We start from the raw sequence: 20,992 nt of genomic DNA, 5'->3' as shown, positions 1-20,992 counted from the left end.
TTGTCTCCGCCGCGGCTCACCCCATGTCCACGACGACACACATCCACCGGCAGCCGATGCGCTTGAGTCTGATGGTCGACCAGTAGACCGTCCCACCGATGCTCAGCTTGACGACCATCTCCATGCTCGTCTCGCTGACGAGCATGCCCGACACATCATGCGGGATGACCGGCAGGTAGCGCATCCTCGCGCGCAGCTCGATGTTGCGTCTCATCTGGTTGTCGATCAGATAGGCCAGCGTCTCAAGCCGTTTGAGGCACGGCGCGGTGACGGCCCGCTTGAGCGCGGACGATGCGAGCTTGCCGCGGATCACGTCCGCGGCAAGGCACGCCACCCGGCATGTGGAGACCGCCAGGGCGTGGAACTCGCGTTCCTCCATCACGTCGTCGGCGGTGGCGATGATCCGGTACGGCACCGGTTCGGCGCCGAGCTCCACATGCACCACGCCCTCGTAGACGGGCAGGTTCTGGTCGGTCAGTCTCGGCCGACCTCCGGTTCCGTCGGCGGCCGACGGCGCATAGGCGTTCCGTCTGGTCTCCGTCTCCCATGCATCCCGTTCGCTGTTCGGGCCGCAGCGCCCATCGCCGTCCGCATTCGCCATGGCCATGCCACCTCGCCGTCCATCGGTCGCTCGTCGATCCATCGGCCGGAAGGCCTCACGGCCGCCGGCATGCCGTCCGCCGCGGTAAACGCGGTCGGCGACCATTCCAGCTCACCACGACAAGGACCCCACGTCAACGACGCGGGGTCCTGCACCGGACATTGTGGATGAACCGGTGGATGGAGACGATGGTCAGCGACGCCCGCTGTACGGTGCGACGACCACGCCGCAGCGCTGGAAGCTCTTGATGTCGACGTAACCGGTGGAGGCCATCGCACGGCGCAGGGCGCCGATGAAGTTGGTGGTGCCGTCTGCGGTGTGGCTCGGACCGAACAGGATCTGCTCGAGCGGCGCGACGGTGCCGACATCGGTGCGGTAGCCGCGCGGCAGCGTCTGGTGACGCGCCTCGGCGCCCCAGTGCTTGCCCTTGCCCGGCGCCTCGGTGGCGCGGGCCAGCGGAGCGCCGAGCATGACGGCGTCGGCGCCGAGGGCGAGTGCCTTGACGAAGCTGCCGGAGTCGCCCATGCCGCCGTCCGCGATGAGCTGCACGTAGCGGCCGCCGGACTCGTCCATGTAGTCGCGGCGGGCCTCGGCCACATCGGCGATGGCGGTGGCCATCGGAGCCTCGACGCCGATGGTGTTGCGCGTGGCGGACACCGCGCCGCCGCCGAATCCGACGAGCACACCGGCGGCACCAGTACGCATCAGGTGCAGGGCGGCGGTGTAGTTGGCCGCGCCACCGACGATGACCGGCACGTCGAGATCGTAGATGAACTGCTTGAGGTTGAGCGGCTCGTGGTCCTGCGAGACGTGCTCGGCGGACACGACGGTGCCTCGGATGACGAACAGATCGACGCCCGCGTCGACCACCGTCGAATAGAACTGCTGGGTGCGCTGCGGGGAGAGCGCGCCGGCGACGGTGACTCCGGCGTCACGGATCTCGTGCAGACGCTTCGTGATGAGCTCCGCCTTGATCGGCTCCGCGTAGATCTCCTGGATGCGCTTGGTGGCGGTCTCGGCCGGCAGCTCGGAGATCTCCTCCAGCAGCGGCGTCGGATCGTCGTAGCGGGTCCACAGACCCTCCAGATCGAGCACGCCGAGGGCGCCGAGCCTGCCCATCGCGATGGCGGTGGCCGGACTCGTCACCGAATCCATCGGGGCGCCGATGACCGGCACGTCGAACTCATAGGCGTCGACCTGCCAGGAGGTGGAGACATCCTGCGGATCGCGGGTCCTGCGGGAGGGAACGATGGAGACGTCGTCCAGCGAGTAGGCCAAGCGGGCCTTCTTGCCCAAACCGATTTCAATTTCCTGAGACATGGTTACCGAGGATAATGCGCGGGTTTGACGGCGCGCGCGTCCCTCCGGCGACGTCTCACATACTCGAACGCCCACCTTCGCCGTTACATGGATGATATATGAATGGTCACGTTTTCAAACACGCATCCGGGCATATGCCGGCAGGAATCCGGGAGGAATCAATGGGCAAAATCAAGGTCGAAGGAAAGGTCGTCGAACTCGACGGCGACGAAATGACCCGCGTCATCTGGAAGGACATCAAGGACCGCCTGATCCTGCCCTACCTCGACGTGGACCTCGACTACTACGATCTGGGCATCCAGAACCGCGACGCCACCGACGACCAGGTCACCATCGACGCGGCCAACGCCATCAAGCGCGAGCACGTCGGCGTCAAGTGCGCCACCATCACCCCCGACGAGGCGCGTGTCAAGGAGTTCGGCCTCAAGAAGATGTGGAAGTCCCCCAACGGCACGATCCGCAACATCCTCGGCGGCACCATCTTCCGCGAGCCGATCGTGATGAGCAACGTGCCGCGGCTCGTGCCCGGCTGGACCAAGCCGATCGTCGTCGCCCGACACGCCTTCGGCGACCAGTACAAGGCCACCGACTTCAAGGTCCCGGGCGCCGGCCGCCTGACCGTCACGTTCACCCCCGCCGACGGCTCCGAGCCGATCCAGCACGTGGTCTACGACTACGGCGAGGACGGCGGCGTCGCCCAGGTGCAGTACAACGTCAACGACTCCATCAGGGGCTTCGCGCGCGCCTGCTTCAACTACGGCCTCATGCGCCACTACCCGGTGTACCTGTCCACCAAGAACACGATCCTCAAGGCGTACGACGGCCAGTTCAAGGACATCTTCGCCGAGATCTACGAGACCGAATACAAGGAGCGCTTCGAGGCCGAGGGCCTGACCTACGAGCACCGCCTCATCGACGACATGGTCGCCAGCTCCCTCAAGTGGCACGGCGGATACATCTGGGCCTGCAAGAACTACGACGGCGACGTGCAGTCCGACTCCGTGGCGCAGGGCTTCGGCTCTCTCGGCCTCATGACCTCCGTGCTCATGACCCCCGACGGCCAGACCGTCGAGGCCGAGGCCGCCCACGGCACCGTGACCCGCCACTACCGCCGCTGGCTCAAGGGCGAGAAGACCTCCACCAACCCGATCGCCTCGATCTTCGCGTGGACCGGCGGTCTCAAGCACCGCGCCGACCTCGACGGCACCCCGGAGGTCCGCCACTTCGCCGAGACGCTGGAGAAGGTCATCGTCGACACGGTCGAGGGCGGCCAGATGACCAAGGATCTCGCCATGCTCATCGGCCCTGACCAGCCGTGGCTCGACACCGAGGGATTCATGACCGCGCTCGACGAGAACCTCGCCAAGGCGCTCGCCGAGTGATCCGGCCCCGGTGATTCCCGTTTCATAGGGAGGGCTACTACAATCGGGCGAAGACCATCAGCCGATTGAAAGGATTCCCGCCCCATGGCCACTAGTCGCGTCCCCATCGCAATACGACTGATCGCCATGGCGGCGGGAATTTCGTTGCTGTTCGCCTCCGGCGCCTGCTCGTCCTCCTCCGACGACGCCGCGACGTCCCAAAATGGAGGCACGACGACCTCCACGACCAGGACCGGCGCCGGTTCGGCGGCCATCTTCACGCCGTCCGACGGCATCACCATCTCCCAGCGCACGCCGCTCAACAAATGGGCGAAGCTCACGCCCGAGATCACGGACCGGCTCGTCGCGCAGGGCATGCGCAAGGGGGCGATCGAGAAGGTCACGTCGGACAGTCTCGACAAGCAGAGCCGCGACGTGCAGGACTGGGTCGTCGACCACATGACGGCGGACGACGGATCGTCGGACTCGTCGAACGGCGACGCCGATCCGTCCCGTACCACGCTGATCGTCGCACCGGTCGTCGAGGCCGACTCCTCCACCCGGCAGTACGGCGACTACGTCACCCGACCGACGGACGATTCATCCTCGCCGACCGACTCATCGAAGTCGGATTCGTCGTCCTCGTCGGATGCGTCCTCCGACGGCGCGAATGACGTATCCGACGAGGACGACACCGAACGCAACGCCTACGACCGTCTCAACTCCGCTCTGAAGCTCGCCCGCGACGCCGGCATGCACGTCATCCTGCTCGCCAACGGGGTCGACGGATTCTCGCCGGATGCGTTCGTGAGCTTCTCCACCCCCGAGCAGATCGGCATGATCCAGGCCACCAAGCTCGTCGCCAAGCTCGATCTGGCCAAGGCCAGCAAGGACAACCCCAAGGCGATCGAGGTGCTGATCCCCAGCTCCCCCGCCTCCGATGAATCCGGTTCGGATTCCGCCTCCTCATCCGGTTCCGCCGACGGTGCGGACGAGACGACCGAAACCGACGACGCGTTCGCCCGCGAGGCATTCGCCGGCATGTGGAAGGTGCTGCAGCCCTACTTCAGCCAGGGCAAGGCGTACAGTCCGTCCGGTCTGCTCACCAAGGCCACCGAGGATTCCGATTGGCGCAACGTGACGGTCTCCGTCTCGGACAAGAAGGACATCAGCGACGAGCTGGACCGTCGTCTTCCGCAGACCAAGACCGACGGCGCCAAAACACGCACGCGCATCGACGGCATCATCGCGATGAACGACTACGTCGCCTCGGTCGTGACCGACGAACTCGATGCGCTCGGCTACACGGGATCCGCCGCGGACATCAACCCGTCGATCACGATCTCCGGCATCGTCGGCAACATCACCGGCAGAAAGGACCTGCATCGCGGCAGCGTGCCCGACCCGGCGAAGTCCCCCGAGACGGACGACTCGGACTCGAGTGACGCGAACGGCGATTCGACGGACGCGCAGTCCTCCGACGAGTCGGCCTCCGACTGGCCGATCGTCACCGGATTCGGCGGTTATGTGGATACGATGCCGCAGGTCGTCAACGGCAAGCAGTGGATGACCGGACTCGAGAACCGCAAGGCCATCGCGGCGGACATCGCCGAGGTGACGGTGAGGCTCAACCGCAAGGAATCGGCCGCGGATCTCAAATACGTCACCAAACAGCGCGTGCCCGGCTCCTCCTCGAAGACCAAGGTGAACACCATCGCCGAGGAGCCGCTGTCCGTAAGCGCCTACAACCTCAAGACAGCACTCATCGATCCCGGCTACATCACTATGGCCGACGCCGGTCTGTGACGCCGGACGGCGCGAAAACGAACGAGGCGGTCTCCCCACGAACGGGAGACCGCCTCGCCGTATGGACGCGGACGATCAGAAACCGAGGCGCTCGAGCTTCTTGGGATCGGACTGCCAGCCCTTGGCGACCTTGACGTGCAGGTCAAGACGCGCCTTGCAGCCGACGATGCGGTTGACGGGGGTGCGCAACTTCTTCTTGACGGCGGTCAGATGAGAGGCTCCCCTGCCGATGATGATCGGCTTCTGGGAATCGCGCTCCACGTAGATCGAGACATGCACCTCGGCCTTGCCGTCATACGCCTGACCGGTCTCGTTGTCCTCCGGATAGTCGATCGAATCGACCACGACGGCCAGCGAATGGGGCAGCTCGTCGTCCAGCTGTTCGAGGAACGCGCCGCGGATGAGCTCGGCGATGGTCTCCTCGGGTCTCTCCTCGCTGACCTGCTCGGCCGGGTACATCTGCGGGCCTTCGGGCGTGTGCTCGATGAGGACCTTCCTGACCTCGTCGAGGTTGTCGCGTTCGAGGGCGCTCACCGGCACGATGTCCGCGAAGTCGGCGAAGGCGTTGATCTCGATGAGCTTGGCGACCAGCTGCTCGCGCGTGAGCTCGTCGATCTTCGTGACGATGGCGACCAGCGGGATCTTCCACGCGAACGTGCCGTCGTCCTTCTTGATGGCGAAGTCGGAGCGCAGACGGGACAGGATGCGCTTGTCGCCCGGGCCGATCTCCTGATCGGCGGGCAGCAGGAACGCCACCTCGTCCACGTCGGACAGGCTCTCGTCGACGATGTCGTTCAGGCGCTGGCCGAGCAGCGTGCGCGGGCGGTGGATGCCGGGGGTGTCGACGAGGACGAGCTGCGCGTTGTCGGTGGTGAGGATGCCGCGGATGGCCTTGCGTGTGGTCTCCGGCCGGGAGGACGCGATGGCGATCTGCGTGCCGATCAGCGCGTTGATGAGCGTGGACTTGCCCACGTTCGGTCGTCCCACGACGGCCACGAAGCCGGAACGGTACGGCTGCTCGTCTGCGGTTGCGGCGGTTGCTTCTTCGGTCATGTCACTCCTCATGGATTCACGAATCTCGGGGTCTCACGTCTGTGCGACTGTCCGATGCGCCTCACGCGTTCTGCGCGGGCTCGCCGTCGGCGGTCGTATCGCCGTCGTCACCGGCCTTGCCATCTTCCTCGTGCCCCTCGACGTGGGCGGGCTCGACGACGATGGTGGACACCTTCTTGCGGCGACCGGCGGAGTCGACCGCGGTGAGCCTCAGGCCTCGGGTCACGGCCGAGGCGCCGACGATCGGCACGCGGCCGAGCAGCTTGGTCAGAAGACCGTACACGGTGTCGACGTCGTCCTCGTCGATGTCGATCTCGAACAGCTCCTCGAGGTCGGCGATCGGCGTGCGCGCGGGCATGCGCCATTTCTTGTCGCCGATCTGCTCGGGCTCCTCGCGCTGGGTGCGGTCGTGCTCGTCCTCGAGCTCGCCGACGATCTGCTCGATGGCGTCCTCTATGGTGACCAGACCCGCGATGCCGCCGTACTCGTCGACGACGACCGCCACGTGCTGGCGGGAGCGCTGCATCTCGTGGAACAGGTCGTCCACGGGCTTGGACTCGGGCACGAGCATCGGGTCACGCACGATCGAGGAGACCTTGCGGGTCATCGCGGCCGGATTGAACGCGGTGGCCCTGACCGCGTCCTTGAGGTAGGCGACGCCGATCAGGTCGTCGACGTCCTCGCCGATAACCGGCACGCGGGAGAAGCCCGAGCGCGAGCACAGCTTGAGCATGTCCTCGAGCGTCGAGTCCCTCTCGATGCAGATCATGTCGGTGCGCGGCACCATGATCTCGCGCGTCAGCGTGTCGGAGAGGGTGAGCACGTTGCGCAGCATCTCCGAGACCTCGGGGTCGAAGTCGTTGGACTCGACGAGGCGGTCGATGGTGGCACGTCCCTGCTCCTGCTGGATCTTCTCAAGCTCCTCGTCGTCGGAGAGGTCCTGCGAGCGGCGGCGTCCGTCGGGCGCGGCGCCGATGCGGGTGAACGGCGTGATCGCGACCGCGACGGAGACGAGGCGCGAATGCTCGATCATGATGTCGACCGGCTTGGTGGCGCCCGTCTCGCGCGGACGCACGAAGACGCTGACCACGCCGACGACAAGGGCGACGACCATGCCGACGACGATCTCGAGCCATACCGGGGCGCCCCAGACGGAGGCGACGAGGGCGACGAGCACGCCGACGAGCACGTTGCAGGTGACGCGGAAGAACGCGCACGCCCCCGCAGCCGCGTAGCGGTTGGCGATCAGCCGCTGGACCCGGTGGATGCGGGCGATCTTCTTCATCCTGGAGAACTGCGTGAGCTCGGAGTCGGTCTGCACCTCGAGGATGAGGTTGTTCAGACTGGCCCTCGTCACGCGTCCCACCGCGCCCTCGGCGGCCGCGAGCGACAGCGACAGCCAGACCAGCAGCGCCGCGACTATCACCAGCGCGGCGGTTATGGCGATCAGGGTCGGTTGGGAATACTCCATCGGTGTTCGTTCTTCCTTCTTTTGTCCGTTCGTGTGCGTGTGTTTGCGGATGTCTGCGGTCGGCGTCAGCGCGTGATCTGGCGTCCGGCGCCGTGCTCGGCGTCGTAGATGGCCAGCGCGTCCGGGCTGCCGGCGGGCAGTTCCACGGGTCCGCCCAGATCGTGGCGCACCGCGATGAAGGTGAGCAGCAGCTGACGCTGGAGGCCGAACATCTGACGCTCCTGATCGGGGTTGACATGGTCGTAGCCGAGCAGATGCAGGATGCCGTGGATGGTCAGGAGCATCATTTCCTGCAGCACGCCGTGTCCGGCCGCGGCGGCCTGCTGTGCCGCGACCCACGGGCAGATGACGATGTCGCCGAGGACGCCCTCCATCAGGGTCTTGCCGTCGCCCGGGCGCAGCTCGTCCATCGGGAAGCTCATCACGTCGGTGGGGCCTTCGAGGTTCATCCAGTGCTCGTGCATCTCGGCGATCGGCTCGGGATCGACGAACAGGATGGTCAGGTCGGACTGCGTGCTCACGCGCATCTGATCGAGTACCCACACTCCCAGATCGGAGAACAGCTTGGGTTCGATCGTCCATACGGTCTCATTGGACACGTCAACGCTCATCGGGTGCGGGCTCCTTTCGGTCCGTGCTGTCGCTGTTGCTGATGTCGCCTGCGGCACCGGACTCCCCGGCGTCGTCGCGGCGGCGGCGCGAGATGCGCCGGTGGTCGCCGTCGATCGCGTCGTGCCTGTCGTACGCCGCGACGATCTGTCCCACCAGTCGGTGGCGCACGACGTCCTCGGGGTTCAGATGCACGAACGCGATGTCCGAGATGCCGTCGAGGATGCGCTCGATGGTCGCGAGCCCCGAACGCGGCACGGTCAGATCGACCTGCGTGATGTCGCCGGTGATGACCATCTTCGTGTTGAATCCGAGACGCGTGAGGAACATCTTCATCTGCTGCTCGGTGGTGTTCTGCGCCTCGTCGAGGATGACGTACGCGTCGTTGAGGGTGCGTCCTCGCATGTAGGCGAGCGGCGCCACCTCGATGGTGCCGTCGTCCATGAGTCGCCTCATCTGGTCGGCGCCGAGCATGTCGCCCAGCGCGTCGTACAGCGGGCGCAGGTAGGGGTCGACCTTGTCGTTGAGCGTACCGGGCAGGAAGCCGAGGCTCTCGCCGGCCTCCACCGCCGGACGGGTGAGGATGATGCGCCTCACCTGCTTGTCCTGGAACGCGCGCACGGCCTTGGCGACCGCCAGATACGTCTTGCCGGTGCCGGCCGGTCCGATGCCGAACGTGATGGTATGCGATTCGATGGCGGCCACATAGGCTGCCTGTCCGGCCGTCTTGGCGCGCACCGGGTTGCCCGCCGCGTAGGTGATGACGCCCGGCACCGAGGGCTTGCGCCGCTCCGGGGAGCCGGAGCGCAGGGCGATGTTCGACTCCATGCGCTGCAGCGCCTCGACGGTGCGTCCGTGTCCCGGATGCGTGACCCTGGTGCGGTTGTCGAGTACGTCCTGGTCGATCATCCTGCGCACGGTGTCCGCGTCCATGGGAGCGGTGTGGGCCGCCTCGATGATCGTGTTGACGAGGTCCTCCGCCTTCGAGGCGTCGGATTCGGTCTGCTTGGATCTGGAGACGATGGCCACGCGGTTGCCCCGGACGAGGATCGTCAGGTCGGGGAACGCTCGCTCCACCTCGCGGATCACCTCGTCGACCGGCCCGAGCACGGCCACCGGGTCGAGCTGCGTGGGAATGGTGATGGTTCGCGTTGTCGTCGCCACGGAGCCCTTTCCCTACTCGTCCAGCACTTCGCCGGTGAGCACGTGGGCGTGCACGTGGAAGACCGTCTGTCCGGCGTCGAGGCCGGTGTTGAACACGAGGCGGAACGCGCCGTGGAACCGCTCGTCGGCGATGTGCTGCGCGACCTCGGCGATGTGCGCGAGTTCGGCCGGATCGGCGGCCGCCAGCTCGGCGACGTTCGCGTAGTGCTTCTTCGGCACGATCAGCACATGGATCTTGGCCTTCGGGTTGATGTCGTTGAAGGCGTAGGTGGTGTCATCCTCGTAGACCTTGCTGCTGGGGATCTGTCCGGCGATGATCTTGCAGAACAGGCAGTCATCGGCTTCGCTCATGCGTGCTCCTTGCTTGTGGGGTTCCTTCGTTTCTCGTGCCAGCTTACCGCGTCAGGCGTACCGTCCGAGCGCGCGGCTCAGCAGGGAGAGCGCGACCGGTCCGGCCGTGGAGGCCCTCAGGATGTTGCGTCCGAGCACGACGCTGTGCGCGCCGGCATCGACGAACCGGGCAACCTCATCCTCGCTGATGCCGCCCTCGGGGCCGACGACCACGTACACGGTACGGGGTCTGCCGTCCGCGAGGCACCGCTCCGACATGTCCGACACCAGCGATTCGACGGAGTCCCATGTATCGGTGGCATCCTGGTGGAGCACGACGACCAGATCGCCGTGCACGTTGGCGCGCAGGCACATCGACACGATCTGCTTGGAGGAGACGCACTCCCCCAGCTGCGGACGCCATGCGCGTCGGGACTGCTCGGTGGCCGCCGCGATGACCGCGTCCCATTTGCGGTCCGTGCGTCCGGCCTTCCATTTGGCTATGGACCGGTCGGCCTGCCAGGGGACGACCTCGTCGACGCCGATCTGCGTGGCCGTGTCGACGGCCTGCTCGTCATGACCGGTCTTGGCCAGGGCCTGCACCAGCGCCAGACGGGTGGTCGGCCCGGGCTCGCGCACGAAGTCCCTCACCTCGGCCAATCCCGCGTCGGCATCGGTCAGACGCGCGATGATGCGCAGTCCCCTGCCGTCGGAGAGCTGCAGCTCGTCGCCGTCCTTGAGCCTCATCGCCTGCACGGCATGACGCCTGACGGACTGGGGCAGGGTGATCCGCCACCCGGCGTTGAACTCGTCGGAATTGACCGGCACGTCGTCGCGGTCCGGATCCAGCAAAAACAAAGCGTTCGTCATGTCTCCAAGGCTATCAACACCAGCGCGACACGCCGACGATTGCACGCCGACGAATCGATGCTAGAGTATTCACTCGTTGCCATGCAGCGACACCTGCCCGGGTGGCGGAATGGTAGACGCGCTAGCTTGAGGTGCTAGTGCCTATTTTTAACAGGCGTACGGGTTCAAGTCCCGTCTCGGGCACAGATAAACCCCTTGGAGACAAGGGGTTTTCTCGTATTTGCAGACGCTCCCACAGGCCGCCGTCCACGCAGCCGGCAAACGTCTGACCCGCGCGACACCGAACAGCACCGCAACCCACACGAAGGAGTCCCCATGCGCTTCGTCCATCTTGAATCCATCGACGACGAACGCGTGTCGGCCTACGTCAATCTCACCGAGATCCAGCTGCGCAACCGTCTGGAGCCCGCCAAGGGCCTGTTCATCGCCGAATCCCCCAAGGTCATCGACCGGGCGTTGGCCGCCGGCCGGGAGCCGATCTCCCTGCTGGTCGAGGAGCAGTGGATCGACGGCATGGGAGACGAGTTCTCCTACATCGACGAGCATTGGGGACCGGACGTGCCGGTCTACGTCGCCTCCCCCGATCAGCTGAAACGACTCACCGGATACCGTCTGCACCGCGGCGCCCTGTCCGCCATGAGGCGGTGGCCGCTGCCCTCCGTCGCCCAGGTGTGTGCCGGCGCGACCAGGGTCGCGGTGATGGAGAACATCGTCGACCATACGAACGTGGGTGCGCTGATGCGCTCGGCCGCGGCGCTCGACGTGGACGCCGTGCTGGTCACGCCCTCCTGCGGCGATCCCCTGTACCGCCGAGCCGCACGCGTCTCGATGGGCACGGTGTTCCAGATCCCGTGGACCCGCATCGGCGGCGAGGACAAACACTACTGGCCGTTCAAGGGCATCGACGAGCTCAAGGAGCTCGGCTTCACCACCGTGGCCATGGCGCTGGAGGACGATTCGATCAGCCTCGACGAACTCACCCGACGACTCGACAACGATCCGGCCGAGGCCGACCACATCGACAGGCTGGCCCTCATCTTCGGCACCGAGGGCGACGGTCTGTCCCACCACACCATCGCGCGCGCCGACCTCACTGTGAAGATTCCGATGGCGCACGGCGTCGACTCCCTCAACGTCGCCGCCTCCAGCGCGGTCGCCTTCTACGCTACGCGTCCGCATCGCGCGTAGCCGCACGCGGGGACGGCACCCCGTCATCCCCCGTAACCGCACATCCCCGATGTACCCCGATATGTGACGTGCGTCACTGACGACGCGCCGGGACACGCCGGGACGCGCGGAGCGGCGTTGCTTGCGTGTCGCGGTTTTTGTGCCATCATTGTCAGTGTGAAGCCGGGGCAAGGATGCCCGGTTTACGACCCCGAGCGGCGTTGAAAGGCGCTGGAAGTTGTTGAGAGGAGCAACGTAGATAATGGCCAAAAACAAGCAGAAGATTCTATCGATCGTGTTGGCCGGCGGCGAGGGAACCCGACTGATGCCGTTGACCCGTGATCGCGCGAAGCCGGCGGTGCCCTTCGGCGGCGTGTTCCGCCTCATCGACTTCCCGCTGTCCAACCTGGTGAACTCCGACTACCGCCATATCGTCGTGCTCACCCAGTACAAGTCCCACTCGCTGGATCGTCACATCTCCCAGATGTGGCGCTTCTCCTCGCTGCTGGGCAACTACGTCTCCCCCGTCCCGGCGCAGCAGCGCCTCGGCAAGCACTGGTACCTCGGCTCCGCCGATGCCATCTACCAGACCATCAACATCATCGAGGACGTCCAGCCGGACATCGTCGTGATCGTCGGCGCCGACCACGTCTACCGCATGGACTTCGGCCAGATGGTCCAGCAGCACATCGAATCGGGCGCCGAGTTCACCGTCGCCGGCATCCGTCAGCCGATCGAGCAGTCGAACCAGTTCGGCGTGATCGACGTGGATCCGGAGCACCCGAACCAGATCAAGAGCTTCCTGGAGAAGCCGGACACCTGCGCCGGCCTGCCGGACGATCCGGGCTCCTTCCTCGCCTCGATGGGCAACTACGTGGCCAACACGGACGCCCTGTTCGACGCGCTCGCCAAGGACGAGAAGAACGAGAACACGAAGCACGACATGGGCGGCGACATCGCGCCGTACTTCGCCTCCCGCGGCGAGGCCGGCGTGTATGACTTCAACACGAACGAGATTCCGGGCGCCACCCCGACCGACCACGCCTACTGGCGCGACGTCGGTACGATCAAGCAGTTCTACGATGCGCACATGGACCTGATCGCCTACGTGCCCGAGTTCAATCTGTACAATCAGGCCTGGCCGATCTACACGAACTCCGGCACGCTGCCGCCGGCCAAGTTCGTGCACGCCGGCCGTGACCGTCTCGGCCATGCGACCGATTCGATCGTCTCCCCCGGCGTGATCGTCTCCGGCGGCGAGGTGCACCACTCCGTGCTCTCTCCGAACGTGCGCATCCACTCGTGGGCGCAGGTCGTGGACTCCGTCCTGTTCGACGGCGTGATCGTCAACCGTCGCGCCCGCGTCTACAAGGCGATCCTCGACAAGAACGTGGTCCTCACCGAGAACTCCACCGTCGGCATCGACACTGAGCACGATCTTGCGCGCGGCTTCACCGTCACTCCGGAGGGTATCACCGTGGTTCCGAAGGGCACCGTCGTCGACGACTGATCCTCCCGTCGCATAATCGCATAGCGAAAACGGGCTTCCCTCATCACAAGAGGGAAGCCCGTTTTCGATGCCGGACGAGGAATCGGTGATACCGGAGACGTCGTTCGGCGGCAACCGGTGCCGCCGATCTCAGTACTGCGGCAGATTCTCGAAGTTGAATCCCAGCGCGGCCAGCTGGTCGCGACCCTCGGGCGTGATCTTGTCCATCGTCCAGCGCGGCTGCCACGTCCAGTCGATGCGGAACTCCTCGACGAGACCGGCGAGGGTGCTTGCGCACTCGTCCTCGATGAGGTCGGTCAGCGGGCACGCCGGCGTGGTCAACGTCATCGTGATGATGGCGCGGCCCAGATCGTCGATCTCGATGCCGTAGACCAGACCGAGGTCGATGACGTCGATGCCAAGCTCCGGGTCGATGACCTGATGGAGGGCCTCGCGTACGTCCTCGGCGGTGGCTCGGCCGATGTCGTCGACGAACTTCAGCGGGATCTCGGCGTCGTCTCCGTGCTCGTCGCCATGGCCGCATTCACTCTTCTTGTGACGGCCGCAGGCGCACATGTCGTCGTCGGCCGCCGCCGACTCGGCGGGGCGTCCGTTCGGGAAGCCCTTGGCCAGAGCCGGATTGGCCATCACGCGACGTGCGGCCTCCTCGTCCTGTAGGACGCCGTTGACCGCATCGAACACGGTCGGTTGCGGTTCGGGCACCAGGTTATCGCTCATTGTCACTCCATACCTCGAAAAGGGTTACGTGTCTACTCTACGCGGGCGCGCATGCGTTGTCACCCGCCGTTCGCTCAGTGCTTGGCGGCCAAGGCCTTCGCGATGGAGTCCTTGAGACCCTCCCACGCGAGCAGCGCGCACTTGATGCGCATCGGGTACTTGGACACGCCCTGGAACACGATGCCGTCGCCGAGGCTCTCCTCGGCCGCCTCATCATCCAGCCCCTTGCCGCGCGATTCCATGAGCCGGTGGAAGGTGCGCTCCAACTCCATCGCCTTGTCGACGGTCTGCCCGTCCACGAGATCGACCATGACGGACAGGCTGGCCTGCGAGATGGAGCATCCCTGACCGTCCCACACGACGCGCCTGATGGTGTACGGCTCGTCGTCGGAGATCTCCACGTGCACGGTCGCCTCATCGCCGCAGGTCGGGTTGAACTGATGGGATTCGCCGGGAGTGCAGTACTCGTGGGTTGCGCGGACCACGGTGTCGCCCGTGGATTCGCTCGTTTGCTCCTTCGTCAGGTCCGCCGCGAAGGACTCCTTGCCGTGCGGGTTCTTCGCCGCTTCCAGGATGACCTCCTGATACATCTGTTCGAGGTCGTCGCCGCTCATGCCGTAATCGTTCATAATCTCCTCAATATAGCGCCCTCCCCACGACCTGTGGGGAGGGCGGTTTCCGCGTTCCGTTGGAATCGCGACCGAGACCACGGTCCTCGCGCGGATTCCCGCAGGACCGCATACATTCGGTCAGACCCCGAAGAACTTCCTGATGCCCTTCGCGGCCTCGACCAGCGCCTGCGCGTCCTCGACCGTGTTGTACACGCCGGACGATGCGCGGTTCGAGGCGTACAGGCCGAAGTGACGATGGACCGGCTGCGCGCAATGGTGACCGACACGGATGGCGATGCCCTGTGCGTCGATGTACTGGCCGACGTCGTGCGGATGCACCCCGGCCACGTCGAACGCAACGGTGCCGATGCGGTCCACGTTCTCACGCGGGCCCAGGATACGGATGCCGTCGATGTCGCCGAGCTTCAGCAGCTCCGCGGCGATGGTCCTCTCGTGTGCCTCGATGTTCTCGAGTCCGACGTTCATCATCCACTCGGCGGCGACGCCTGCGGCCACGACCTGGGCGACCGGCTGGGTGCCGGCCTCGAACCTCGCCGGCGGCTCCATGTACTGCGCCGGCTGGTCCATCCACGCGAGTTCGACCATCGATCCGCCGAAGTTCGCCGGCGGCAGGGCCTCGAGCAGTTCGCGGCGGCCGTACAGGAAGCCGACGCCAGTCGGACCGTACATCTTGTGCGCGCTCCAAGCGGCGAAGTCCACGTCGAGTGCATGGAAGTCGACCTTGAGATGCGGCACGGACTGGCACGCGTCGAGGATGAAGACCGCCCCGACCTCGTGCGCGCGCCTCACGATGGGGGCGATGTCGGTGATCGCGCCGGTGGTGTTGCCCACGTGCGTGACGGCCACGACCTTGGTGCGCTCGGTGATGACCTCGTCGAGGTTGTCGGTGCGCACGCGGCCGTCCTCGGTCAGGTCGATCCACTTGAACGTGGCGCCGGTGCGGTAGGCGAGCTCCTGGAACGGCAGCAGCACGGAATGATGCTCCGCCTTGGACACGACGATCTCGTCGCCGGGCTTGAGGGCGAAGCGCTTCGCGGCCGCTCCCCCACGGCCGAGCGACGCGTTGCCGAACGCGGTGGCGAGCAGGTTGAGGCCCGCAGTCGCGCCGCCGGTGACGACGATCTCCTCGTTGCCCTCCTCGGCGTTGGCGCCGACCAGACGCGCGACCTTGACGCGCGCGTCCTCGAAGGCCATCGTGCTTCGGGCCGCGAGCTCGTGGGCGCCGCGGTGCACGCCGGCGTTGATCGTGCGGTAGAACTCCGCCTCCGCCTCGATCACGCGTTCCGGCTTCTGCGAGGTCGCCGCCGAATCGAGGTACACGAGCGGGTGCCCGTGGATCTCCTGCTTGAGGATCGGGAACTCATCCCTGATCGCTGCGAAATCTGTCATCTATCCCCCTTGTGTGATTACCTGCGCAAAGTCGCTGCGCGACGTCCGACGCAATCGAGCGTGGAATCGTGATCATCGATTCGCGACCGTAGGCTCGGCCGAACGGCCTTGAGTGTGTCGCGAGTCGATGATCACGATTCCACGCGGTTACCCGACGGTGGCGAATCAGGCCAGGGCGGACTCGGAGTCCGCGCCCTCCGGCAGGTAGGCGTCGTAGCCGTTCTCCTCGAGCTCGTCGGCCAGCTCCGGACCGCCGGTCTTGACGAAGTGGCCGTCGGCGAACACGTGCACGATGTCAGGCTTGATGTACTTGAGGATGCGCGTGTAGTGCGTGACCATCAGGATGCCGAACTGGTTGGCCTCCTTGGCGCGGTTGACGCCCTCGGACACGATGCGCAGCGCGTCGACGTCGAGGCCGGAGTCGGTCTCGTCGAGGATGGCGAACTTCGGCTTGAGCAGCTCGAGCTGCAGCACCTCGGCACGCTTCTTCTCGCCGCCGGAGAAGCCCTCGTTGACGGAGCGGGAGGCGAACTTCGGGTCCATCTTGAGGCGCTTCATCGCCTGGGACAGCTCACGCGCCCACGTACGCACGGACGGCGCCTCGCCGTCGATCTCGGTCTTCGCGGTGCGCAGGAAGTTGGTCATCGACACGCCCGGCACCTCGACCGGGTACTGCATGGCGAGGAACAGGCCGGCCTTGGCACGCTCGTCCGGGGTCATCTTGAGGATGTCCTGACCGTCGAGCAGCGCCTCGCCGGAATCGACCACGTACTTGGGATGGCCGGCCAGCGTGTAGGCGAGGGTGGACTTGCCGGAGCCGTTGGGGCCCATGATCGCGTGGGTCTCACCTGAATGAACGGTCAGCGAGGCGCCCTTGAGGATCTGCTTGGTGCCTTCCTTGGTCTCGACGTGGACGTACAGGTCCTTGATTTCCAGAGTGGACATTGATTACTCCTAAAAACTTGCGTTCGTTACTTGTCTTCGAGCACCTGCGCCATGGCCTCGCTTTCGCCGCGGGCCAGTCGCCGGTCGATCACGTTCATGAGGTGGTCGGAGACGGCCGGGATGCCGATCTCCTCGACGAGCTCGCCGAAGAAGCCGCGCACGACGAGCTTGCGCGCCTCGGTCTCGGGGATGCCGCGGGATTCGAGGTAGAACAGCTCCTCGTCGTCGAAGCGGCCGACGGAGGATGCATGGCCGGCGCCGATGATGTTGCCGTTCTCGATCTCGAGGTTCGGCTCGGAGTCGGCGATGGCGCCGGGGGTGAGGACCAGATTGCGGTTGAGCTCGTAGGAGTCGGTGCCGGGGGCGGTCGGCTGGATCAGCGCGTTGCCGACCCACGTGGAGTGCGCGCCCTTGCCGTCGAGCGCGCCCTTGTAGACGACGCGGCTCTTGCAGTCGGGATGGTTGTGCACCACCATCGTGCGGTGCTCGATGTGCTCGCCCGGGTCGACGAAGTAGATGCCGAGCATGTTGAGCTCGCCCTGCTCGCCGCCGAAGTCCTGATCCATGCGGATGCGCACGACGTCGCCGCCCAGGGTGACGACGGAGTGGCGCAGAGACGCGCCCTCGCCGACGTGGATGCGGTGGTTGCCGACGTGCTTGGCGGTGCGGTCCCACTCCTGAATGAACGTGGCGGAGACGTGGGAGTCCTTGCCGGTGGTGATCTCGACGCCCTCGGCGAGCCTCGCGTCGCCGTCGTGCTCGACGACGACGTCCGCGTGCGCCCTGTCGGCGGCGACGATGACCAGATGGAACGCGTCGAGGTCCTCGCCGGCGCCGTGCACCTTGACGAGCACGGGCTGGTCGATCTCGCCCACGAGCCTGACGATGGTCGCGGTGGCGCCGGAGTTCCATTCGACGGCGGAGACGCGATCGTTCGGCTTGGAGACGGTGCCGGATTCGGCCTCGCCGAGCCTGACCTGCTCGATGGTGACGCCGTCGGCCAGCGGGGAGCCGTCGATCATGCCGACCTCGATCTGCGTCTCGCCGGACGGCGTGAACGTCTCGAAGAACTCGGCGATGCGGTCAATCGGCGTGTAGCGCCAGTCCTCCTGCTTGCGGTCCGGCACCGGGAACGCGGCGACCTCGAACGAGCGGGGCGCGCGGTCCGCGCTCGACGGCATGGCCGCCGGCACCTTGTACGGGTCGTTCGGATCCGCGACGGGGATGTTGAGTTCTGCTGCTTTGTTTTCCGCCATGGGAATCAGCCCACCGATCCTTCCATCTGCAATTCGACGAGTCTGTTGAGTTCGAGCGCGTACTCCATCGGCAGCTCGCGGCTGATCGGCTCGACGAAGCCGCGCACGATCATGCCCTGCGCCTCCTCCTCGGACAGGCCGCGGCTCATCAGGTAGAAGAGCTGGTCCTCGGAGATCTTGGAGACGGTGGCCTCGTGCGCCATCGAGACGTCGTCCTCGCGCACGTCCACGTGCGGGTACGTGTCGGAACGGCTGAAGTCGTCGACGAGCAGCGCATCGCACACGGTAGAGTTGGAGGAGCCCTCGGCGCCCTTGACGATCTTGACGAGGCCGCGGTACGCGGAGCGTCCGCCGCCGCGGGAGATCGACTTGGCGACGATCGTGGACGAGGTGTGCGGGGCGAGGTGGATCATCTTCGCGCCGGTGTCCTGATACTGGCCCTTGCCGGCGAAGCCGAGCGACATGGTGCTGGCCTTCGCGTACGGCTCGGCGAGGATGCAGGCCGGGTACTTCATCGTGGCCTTGGAGCCGATGTTGCCGTCGACCCATTCCATCGTGCCGCCCTCACGCACATAGGCGCGCTGGGTGACGAGGTTGTAGACGTTGTTCGACCAGTTCTGCACGGTGGTGTAGCGCACGCGGGCGTGCTTCTCGACGATGATCTCGACGATGGCGGCGTGCAGGGAGTCCTCGGACCAGATCGGGGCGGTGCAGCCCTCGACGTAGTGCACGTAGGAGCCTTCGTCGGCGATGATCAGGGTGCGTTCGAACTGGCCCATGGCCGGGGTGTTGATGCGGAAGTACGCCTGCAGCGGGATGTCCACGTGGACGCCCTTGGGCACGTACACGAACGAGCCGCCGGACCAGGCCGCGGTGTTGAGGGCGCCGAACTTGTTGTCCTCCGGCGGCACGACGGTGCCGAAGTACTTGCGAACGAGATCGGGGTACTCGCGCACGGCGGTGTCGGTGTCGACGAAGATCACACCCTGCTTCTTCAGGTCCTCCTGGATGGAGTTGTAGATGACCTCGGACTCGTACTGGGCGGCGACGCCGGAGACCAGACGGTTCTTCTCCGCCTCCGGGATGCCGAGGCGGTCGTACGTGTTGCGGATGTCGTCGGGCAGCTCGTCCCACGTCTTGGCCTGCTTGTCGATCGGCTTGACGTAGTATTTGAAATCATCGGCGTTGAAGCCGGTCAGGTCGACGCCCCACTCGGGCATCGGCTTCTCGAGGAAGGCCTTGTAGCCGCGCAGACGCATGTCGAGCATCCACTCCGGTTCGCCCTTGTCGGCGCTGATGCCGCGCACGACGCTCTCGTCGATGCCGCGCTTGGCGGCCTCGCCGGCCGCGTCGGAATCATGCCAGCCGTAGCTGTAGTCGCCGAACTGCTGGATGATCTCGTCGTCCTGTTTGATCTTCTCCTCATTGACGCGGGACCTGTCGGCCACGTACTGGCTCATCTCCACGTCAGCTGCGGCGTTGGGTGCTTGGGTGTCGCTCACCGTACACTGCCTCCAATCGTTCACATAAGTTCCTACGCAAATCTAGCAGAAGGCGCACCTCATCTCCATATCGACACCGTATGTCGGCTACATGCGAACGTGAGTTTGGTAACGCGGTCCACGCGGGTCGGATCGCCCGTACGGACGCGGTGGACGGGGAGATGACTCTGCGGCGCACCCGCCGGCTCTCCAAGAGCATCCACCGCTCGCGATGACCTCGCGCTCATTACAATGGAACCCGTCAAGGCGTGCAATGCGGCAGGGAGGACGGATTCCATGAACGGCGAACTCTCCATACGAAGTGGCATGACCAGTTTCCAGTTGAAGATCCTGGCCTGCGTGTTGATGCTCATCGACCATGTGGCCGAGTTCCTGCCGGAGATGCCGGTGTGGATGCACTGGATCGGCAGACTATCCGCGCCGATCTTCTTCTTCCTCATCGGATGGAGCTGCATGTACACCAGCAACCGCAAACGATTCCTCCTGCGCCTCTACCTCGCCAGCGTGGGCATGTCCCTCATACAGGCGGTCTCCTACCTGCTGCCGCCCCTCTCCAGCGGTGTGATGCTCAATCCCATCGGCAACAACATCTTCGCCACGCTGTTCCAGATGAGCCTGATCATCTGCCTGCTATCCGCCCCCCCCCACGGGACGAGAACGACTACGCAACATCTCGATCTACATCGCGGCGCAGCTCATCATCGGCGTGGTGATGATCTTCGCCGCCTACTTCATAGATGCCCTGCCCTATGATGCGAATTTCACTCTCTATGTCCTGTTGGCGGCGAGCGGCACCGTTCTAGGGCTCGAGGGAGGATGGCTCGATGTCGCGATCGGCGTTGTCCTGTGGGCCGTTCATGACAATAGACTGCTCACGTCACTCGCATTCGGCGGCATGTCCCTCATATATCTGGTCTCCGCTCTTCCCGTCGCCAGTCGACTGACCGCGGTCGTCATGGGCGACGGTCCCATCAATCACGTGGCCAACTTCATGCTGAAGAACGCGGGCATTTCGCAATTCGCCCTTGGCCAGTCCCCATTCACGGTGAACTACCAGTGGATGATGGTCTTCGCGCTGCCGTTCATGCTCTTGTACAACCACAAGCGCGGGCCGCATGTGAAGTGGTTCTTCTACGTCTTCTACCCCGCGCACATCGTCGTGCTGTATCTCATCGGCATGGTGATGAGCAACTACATGCTGTTCTGACAGAGCACGAAGACCGCATACGAGGAGGCGGTGACACGACCTTTCGGTCATGCCACCGCCTTTTCATGTGCTCATCGATTCA

General features: G+C 65.4%; 20 protein-coding genes and 1 tRNA gene. 7 read left to right on the top strand and 14 right to left on the bottom strand.

Going from position 1 to position 20,992, the window contains the following annotated elements:
* Nucleotides 1–16: 16 nt before the first annotated feature.
* Together JS528_RS00760 and JS528_RS00755 are read right to left on the bottom strand one after the other, a co-directional pair.
* Nucleotides 17–601 carry an Rv3235 family protein gene (locus JS528_RS00760; RefSeq protein ID WP_214357195.1) on the bottom strand — a complete coding sequence of 195 codons (585 nt, stop codon included), beginning with the start codon at nt 599–601 and terminating at the stop codon, nt 17–19.
* 192 nt (nt 602–793) lie between these two features.
* Nucleotides 794–1,921 (bottom strand): GuaB3 family IMP dehydrogenase-related protein, encoded by a 1,128-nt coding sequence (locus JS528_RS00755; RefSeq protein WP_214357194.1) that lies wholly within the window; start codon nt 1,919–1,921, stop codon nt 794–796.
* Nucleotides 1,922–2,082: 161 nt separating this feature from the next.
* Here JS528_RS00755 and JS528_RS00750 point away from each other — a divergent pair, with 161 nt between their 5' ends.
* Nucleotides 2,083–3,303 (top strand): NADP-dependent isocitrate dehydrogenase, encoded by a 1,221-nt coding sequence (locus JS528_RS00750; protein WP_214357193.1) that lies wholly within the window; start codon nt 2,083–2,085, stop codon nt 3,301–3,303.
* Nucleotides 3,304–3,387: 84 nt separating this feature from the next.
* A complete protein-coding gene (locus JS528_RS00745) occupies nt 3,388–5,088 on the top strand; it encodes a substrate-binding domain-containing protein (RefSeq protein WP_214357192.1) in 1,701 nt (566 codons plus the stop codon).
* A 75-nt stretch (nt 5,089–5,163) separates the two neighbouring features.
* On the opposite strand, the gene era is transcribed toward JS528_RS00745, so the two are convergent.
* The 6 genes from era to JS528_RS00715 form a co-directional block, all read right to left on the bottom strand.
* Nucleotides 5,164–6,141, bottom strand: a complete 978-nt coding sequence (era, locus tag JS528_RS00740) for a GTPase Era (RefSeq protein ID WP_214357191.1) — start codon at nt 6,139–6,141, stop codon at nt 5,164–5,166.
* Between the two features lie 61 nt (nt 6,142–6,202).
* Entirely contained in the window at nt 6,203–7,612 is a 1,410-nt protein-coding gene (locus tag JS528_RS00735) for a hemolysin family protein (RefSeq protein WP_214357190.1), read from the bottom strand.
* A gap of 65 nt (nt 7,613–7,677) precedes the next feature.
* Nucleotides 7,678–8,223 (bottom strand): rRNA maturation RNase YbeY, encoded by a 546-nt coding sequence (ybeY, locus tag JS528_RS00730; RefSeq protein ID WP_214357189.1) that lies wholly within the window; start codon nt 8,221–8,223, stop codon nt 7,678–7,680.
* A complete protein-coding gene (locus JS528_RS00725) occupies nt 8,213–9,385 on the bottom strand; it encodes a PhoH family protein (RefSeq protein WP_214357188.1) in 1,173 nt (390 codons plus the stop codon). The genes ybeY and JS528_RS00725 overlap by 11 nt, the downstream gene beginning before the upstream one ends.
* Nucleotides 9,386–9,397: 12 nt before the next feature.
* A complete protein-coding gene (locus JS528_RS00720; RefSeq protein WP_214357187.1) occupies nt 9,398–9,736 on the bottom strand; it encodes a histidine triad nucleotide-binding protein in 339 nt (112 codons plus the stop codon).
* Between the two features lie 51 nt (nt 9,737–9,787).
* Nucleotides 9,788–10,585, bottom strand: a complete 798-nt coding sequence (locus tag JS528_RS00715; RefSeq protein WP_214357186.1) for a 16S rRNA (uracil(1498)-N(3))-methyltransferase — start codon at nt 10,583–10,585, stop codon at nt 9,788–9,790.
* 95 nt (nt 10,586–10,680) lie between these two features.
* Between JS528_RS00715 and JS528_RS00710 the strand changes: the two genes are divergently transcribed.
* The 3 genes from JS528_RS00710 (at nt 10,681) to glgC (ending at nt 13,262) form a co-directional block, all read left to right on the top strand.
* Nucleotides 10,681–10,768 (top strand) — tRNA-Leu (locus JS528_RS00710).
* A gap of 132 nt (nt 10,769–10,900) precedes the next feature.
* The gene (locus tag JS528_RS00705; protein WP_214357185.1) at nt 10,901–11,773 is read left to right on the top strand and encodes a TrmH family RNA methyltransferase; all 873 of its coding nucleotides are present in this window, start codon (nt 10,901–10,903) and stop codon (nt 11,771–11,773) included.
* 241 nt (nt 11,774–12,014) lie between these two features.
* Entirely contained in the window at nt 12,015–13,262 is a 1,248-nt protein-coding gene (gene glgC, locus JS528_RS00700; protein ID WP_214357184.1) for a glucose-1-phosphate adenylyltransferase, read from the top strand.
* Nucleotides 13,263–13,391: 129 nt separating this feature from the next.
* Here glgC and JS528_RS00695 read toward each other — a convergent pair whose 3' ends face one another.
* The 6 genes from JS528_RS00695 to sufB form a co-directional block, all read right to left on the bottom strand.
* The gene (locus JS528_RS00695) at nt 13,392–13,979 is read right to left on the bottom strand and encodes a metal-sulfur cluster assembly factor (RefSeq protein ID WP_214357183.1); all 588 of its coding nucleotides are present in this window, start codon (nt 13,977–13,979) and stop codon (nt 13,392–13,394) included.
* A 74-nt stretch (nt 13,980–14,053) separates the two neighbouring features.
* A complete protein-coding gene (sufU, locus tag JS528_RS00690) occupies nt 14,054–14,608 on the bottom strand; it encodes a Fe-S cluster assembly sulfur transfer protein SufU (protein ID WP_214357182.1) in 555 nt (184 codons plus the stop codon).
* Nucleotides 14,609–14,728: 120 nt separating this feature from the next.
* Complete coding sequence (locus JS528_RS00685) at nt 14,729–16,000, bottom strand: cysteine desulfurase (protein ID WP_214357181.1); 1,272 nt, start codon at nt 15,998–16,000, stop codon at nt 14,729–14,731.
* A gap of 165 nt (nt 16,001–16,165) precedes the next feature.
* Nucleotides 16,166–16,945, bottom strand: coding sequence for a Fe-S cluster assembly ATPase SufC (gene sufC, locus JS528_RS00680; protein WP_214357180.1), 780 nt, complete (start codon nt 16,943–16,945; stop codon nt 16,166–16,168).
* A gap of 26 nt (nt 16,946–16,971) precedes the next feature.
* Nucleotides 16,972–18,201, bottom strand: a complete 1,230-nt coding sequence (gene sufD, locus JS528_RS00675; protein WP_214357179.1) for a Fe-S cluster assembly protein SufD — start codon at nt 18,199–18,201, stop codon at nt 16,972–16,974.
* Nucleotides 18,202–18,206: 5 nt separating this feature from the next.
* Nucleotides 18,207–19,661: a Fe-S cluster assembly protein SufB gene (sufB, locus tag JS528_RS00670; protein WP_217626117.1), complete on the bottom strand. Its 1,455-nt coding sequence runs from the start codon at nt 19,659–19,661 to the stop codon at nt 18,207–18,209.
* A 318-nt stretch (nt 19,662–19,979) separates the two neighbouring features.
* Here sufB and JS528_RS11690 point away from each other — a divergent pair, with 318 nt between their 5' ends.
* Nucleotides 19,980–20,456, top strand: coding sequence for a TraX family protein (locus JS528_RS11690; protein WP_214357178.1), 477 nt, complete (start codon nt 19,980–19,982; stop codon nt 20,454–20,456).
* Nucleotides 20,416–20,910: a TraX family protein gene (locus JS528_RS11685; RefSeq protein WP_214357177.1), complete on the top strand. Its 495-nt coding sequence runs from the start codon at nt 20,416–20,418 to the stop codon at nt 20,908–20,910. Before JS528_RS11690 ends, JS528_RS11685 begins: the two co-directional genes overlap by 41 nt.
* Nucleotides 20,911–20,992: the final 82 nt, after the last annotated feature.

The organism is Bifidobacterium santillanense, assembly GCF_018555385.1.
GTDB classification, from domain to species: Bacteria; Actinomycetota; Actinomycetes; order Actinomycetales; family Bifidobacteriaceae; genus Bifidobacterium; species Bifidobacterium santillanense.
This window is presented reverse-complemented; position numbering and strand designations above follow the sequence as displayed.

Coding starts and splice junctions, on each gene's coding strand:
- JS528_RS00760 (WP_214357195.1), bottom strand. CDS start 601: ATGGCGAATGCGGACGGCGATGGGCGCTGCGGCCCGAACAGCGAACGG.
- JS528_RS00755 (WP_214357194.1), bottom strand. CDS start 1,921: ATGTCTCAGGAAATTGAAATCGGTTTGGGCAAGAAGGCCCGCTTGGCC.
- JS528_RS00750 (WP_214357193.1), top strand. CDS start 2,083: ATGGGCAAAATCAAGGTCGAAGGAAAGGTCGTCGAACTCGACGGCGAC.
- JS528_RS00745 (WP_214357192.1), top strand. CDS start 3,388: ATGGCCACTAGTCGCGTCCCCATCGCAATACGACTGATCGCCATGGCG.
- era (WP_214357191.1), bottom strand. CDS start 6,141: ATGACCGAAGAAGCAACCGCCGCAACCGCAGACGAGCAGCCGTACCGT.
- JS528_RS00735 (WP_214357190.1), bottom strand. CDS start 7,612: ATGGAGTATTCCCAACCGACCCTGATCGCCATAACCGCCGCGCTGGTG.
- ybeY (WP_214357189.1), bottom strand. CDS start 8,223: ATGAGCGTTGACGTGTCCAATGAGACCGTATGGACGATCGAACCCAAG.
- JS528_RS00720 (WP_214357187.1), bottom strand. CDS start 9,736: ATGAGCGAAGCCGATGACTGCCTGTTCTGCAAGATCATCGCCGGACAG.
- JS528_RS00715 (WP_214357186.1), bottom strand. CDS start 10,585: ATGACGAACGCTTTGTTTTTGCTGGATCCGGACCGCGACGACGTGCCG.
- JS528_RS00705 (WP_214357185.1), top strand. CDS start 10,901: ATGCGCTTCGTCCATCTTGAATCCATCGACGACGAACGCGTGTCGGCC.
- glgC (WP_214357184.1), top strand. CDS start 12,015: ATGGCCAAAAACAAGCAGAAGATTCTATCGATCGTGTTGGCCGGCGGC.
- JS528_RS00695 (WP_214357183.1), bottom strand. CDS start 13,979: ATGAGCGATAACCTGGTGCCCGAACCGCAACCGACCGTGTTCGATGCG.
- sufU (WP_214357182.1), bottom strand. CDS start 14,608: ATGAACGATTACGGCATGAGCGGCGACGACCTCGAACAGATGTATCAG.
- JS528_RS00685 (WP_214357181.1), bottom strand. CDS start 16,000: ATGACAGATTTCGCAGCGATCAGGGATGAGTTCCCGATCCTCAAGCAG.
- sufC (WP_214357180.1), bottom strand. CDS start 16,945: ATGTCCACTCTGGAAATCAAGGACCTGTACGTCCACGTCGAGACCAAG.
- sufD (WP_214357179.1), bottom strand. CDS start 18,201: ATGGCGGAAAACAAAGCAGCAGAACTCAACATCCCCGTCGCGGATCCG.
- sufB (WP_217626117.1), bottom strand. CDS start 19,661: ATGAGCCAGTACGTGGCCGACAGGTCCCGCGTCAATGAGGAGAAGATC.
- JS528_RS11690 (WP_214357178.1), top strand. CDS start 19,980: ATGAACGGCGAACTCTCCATACGAAGTGGCATGACCAGTTTCCAGTTG.
- JS528_RS11685 (WP_214357177.1), top strand. CDS start 20,416: ATGATCTTCGCCGCCTACTTCATAGATGCCCTGCCCTATGATGCGAAT.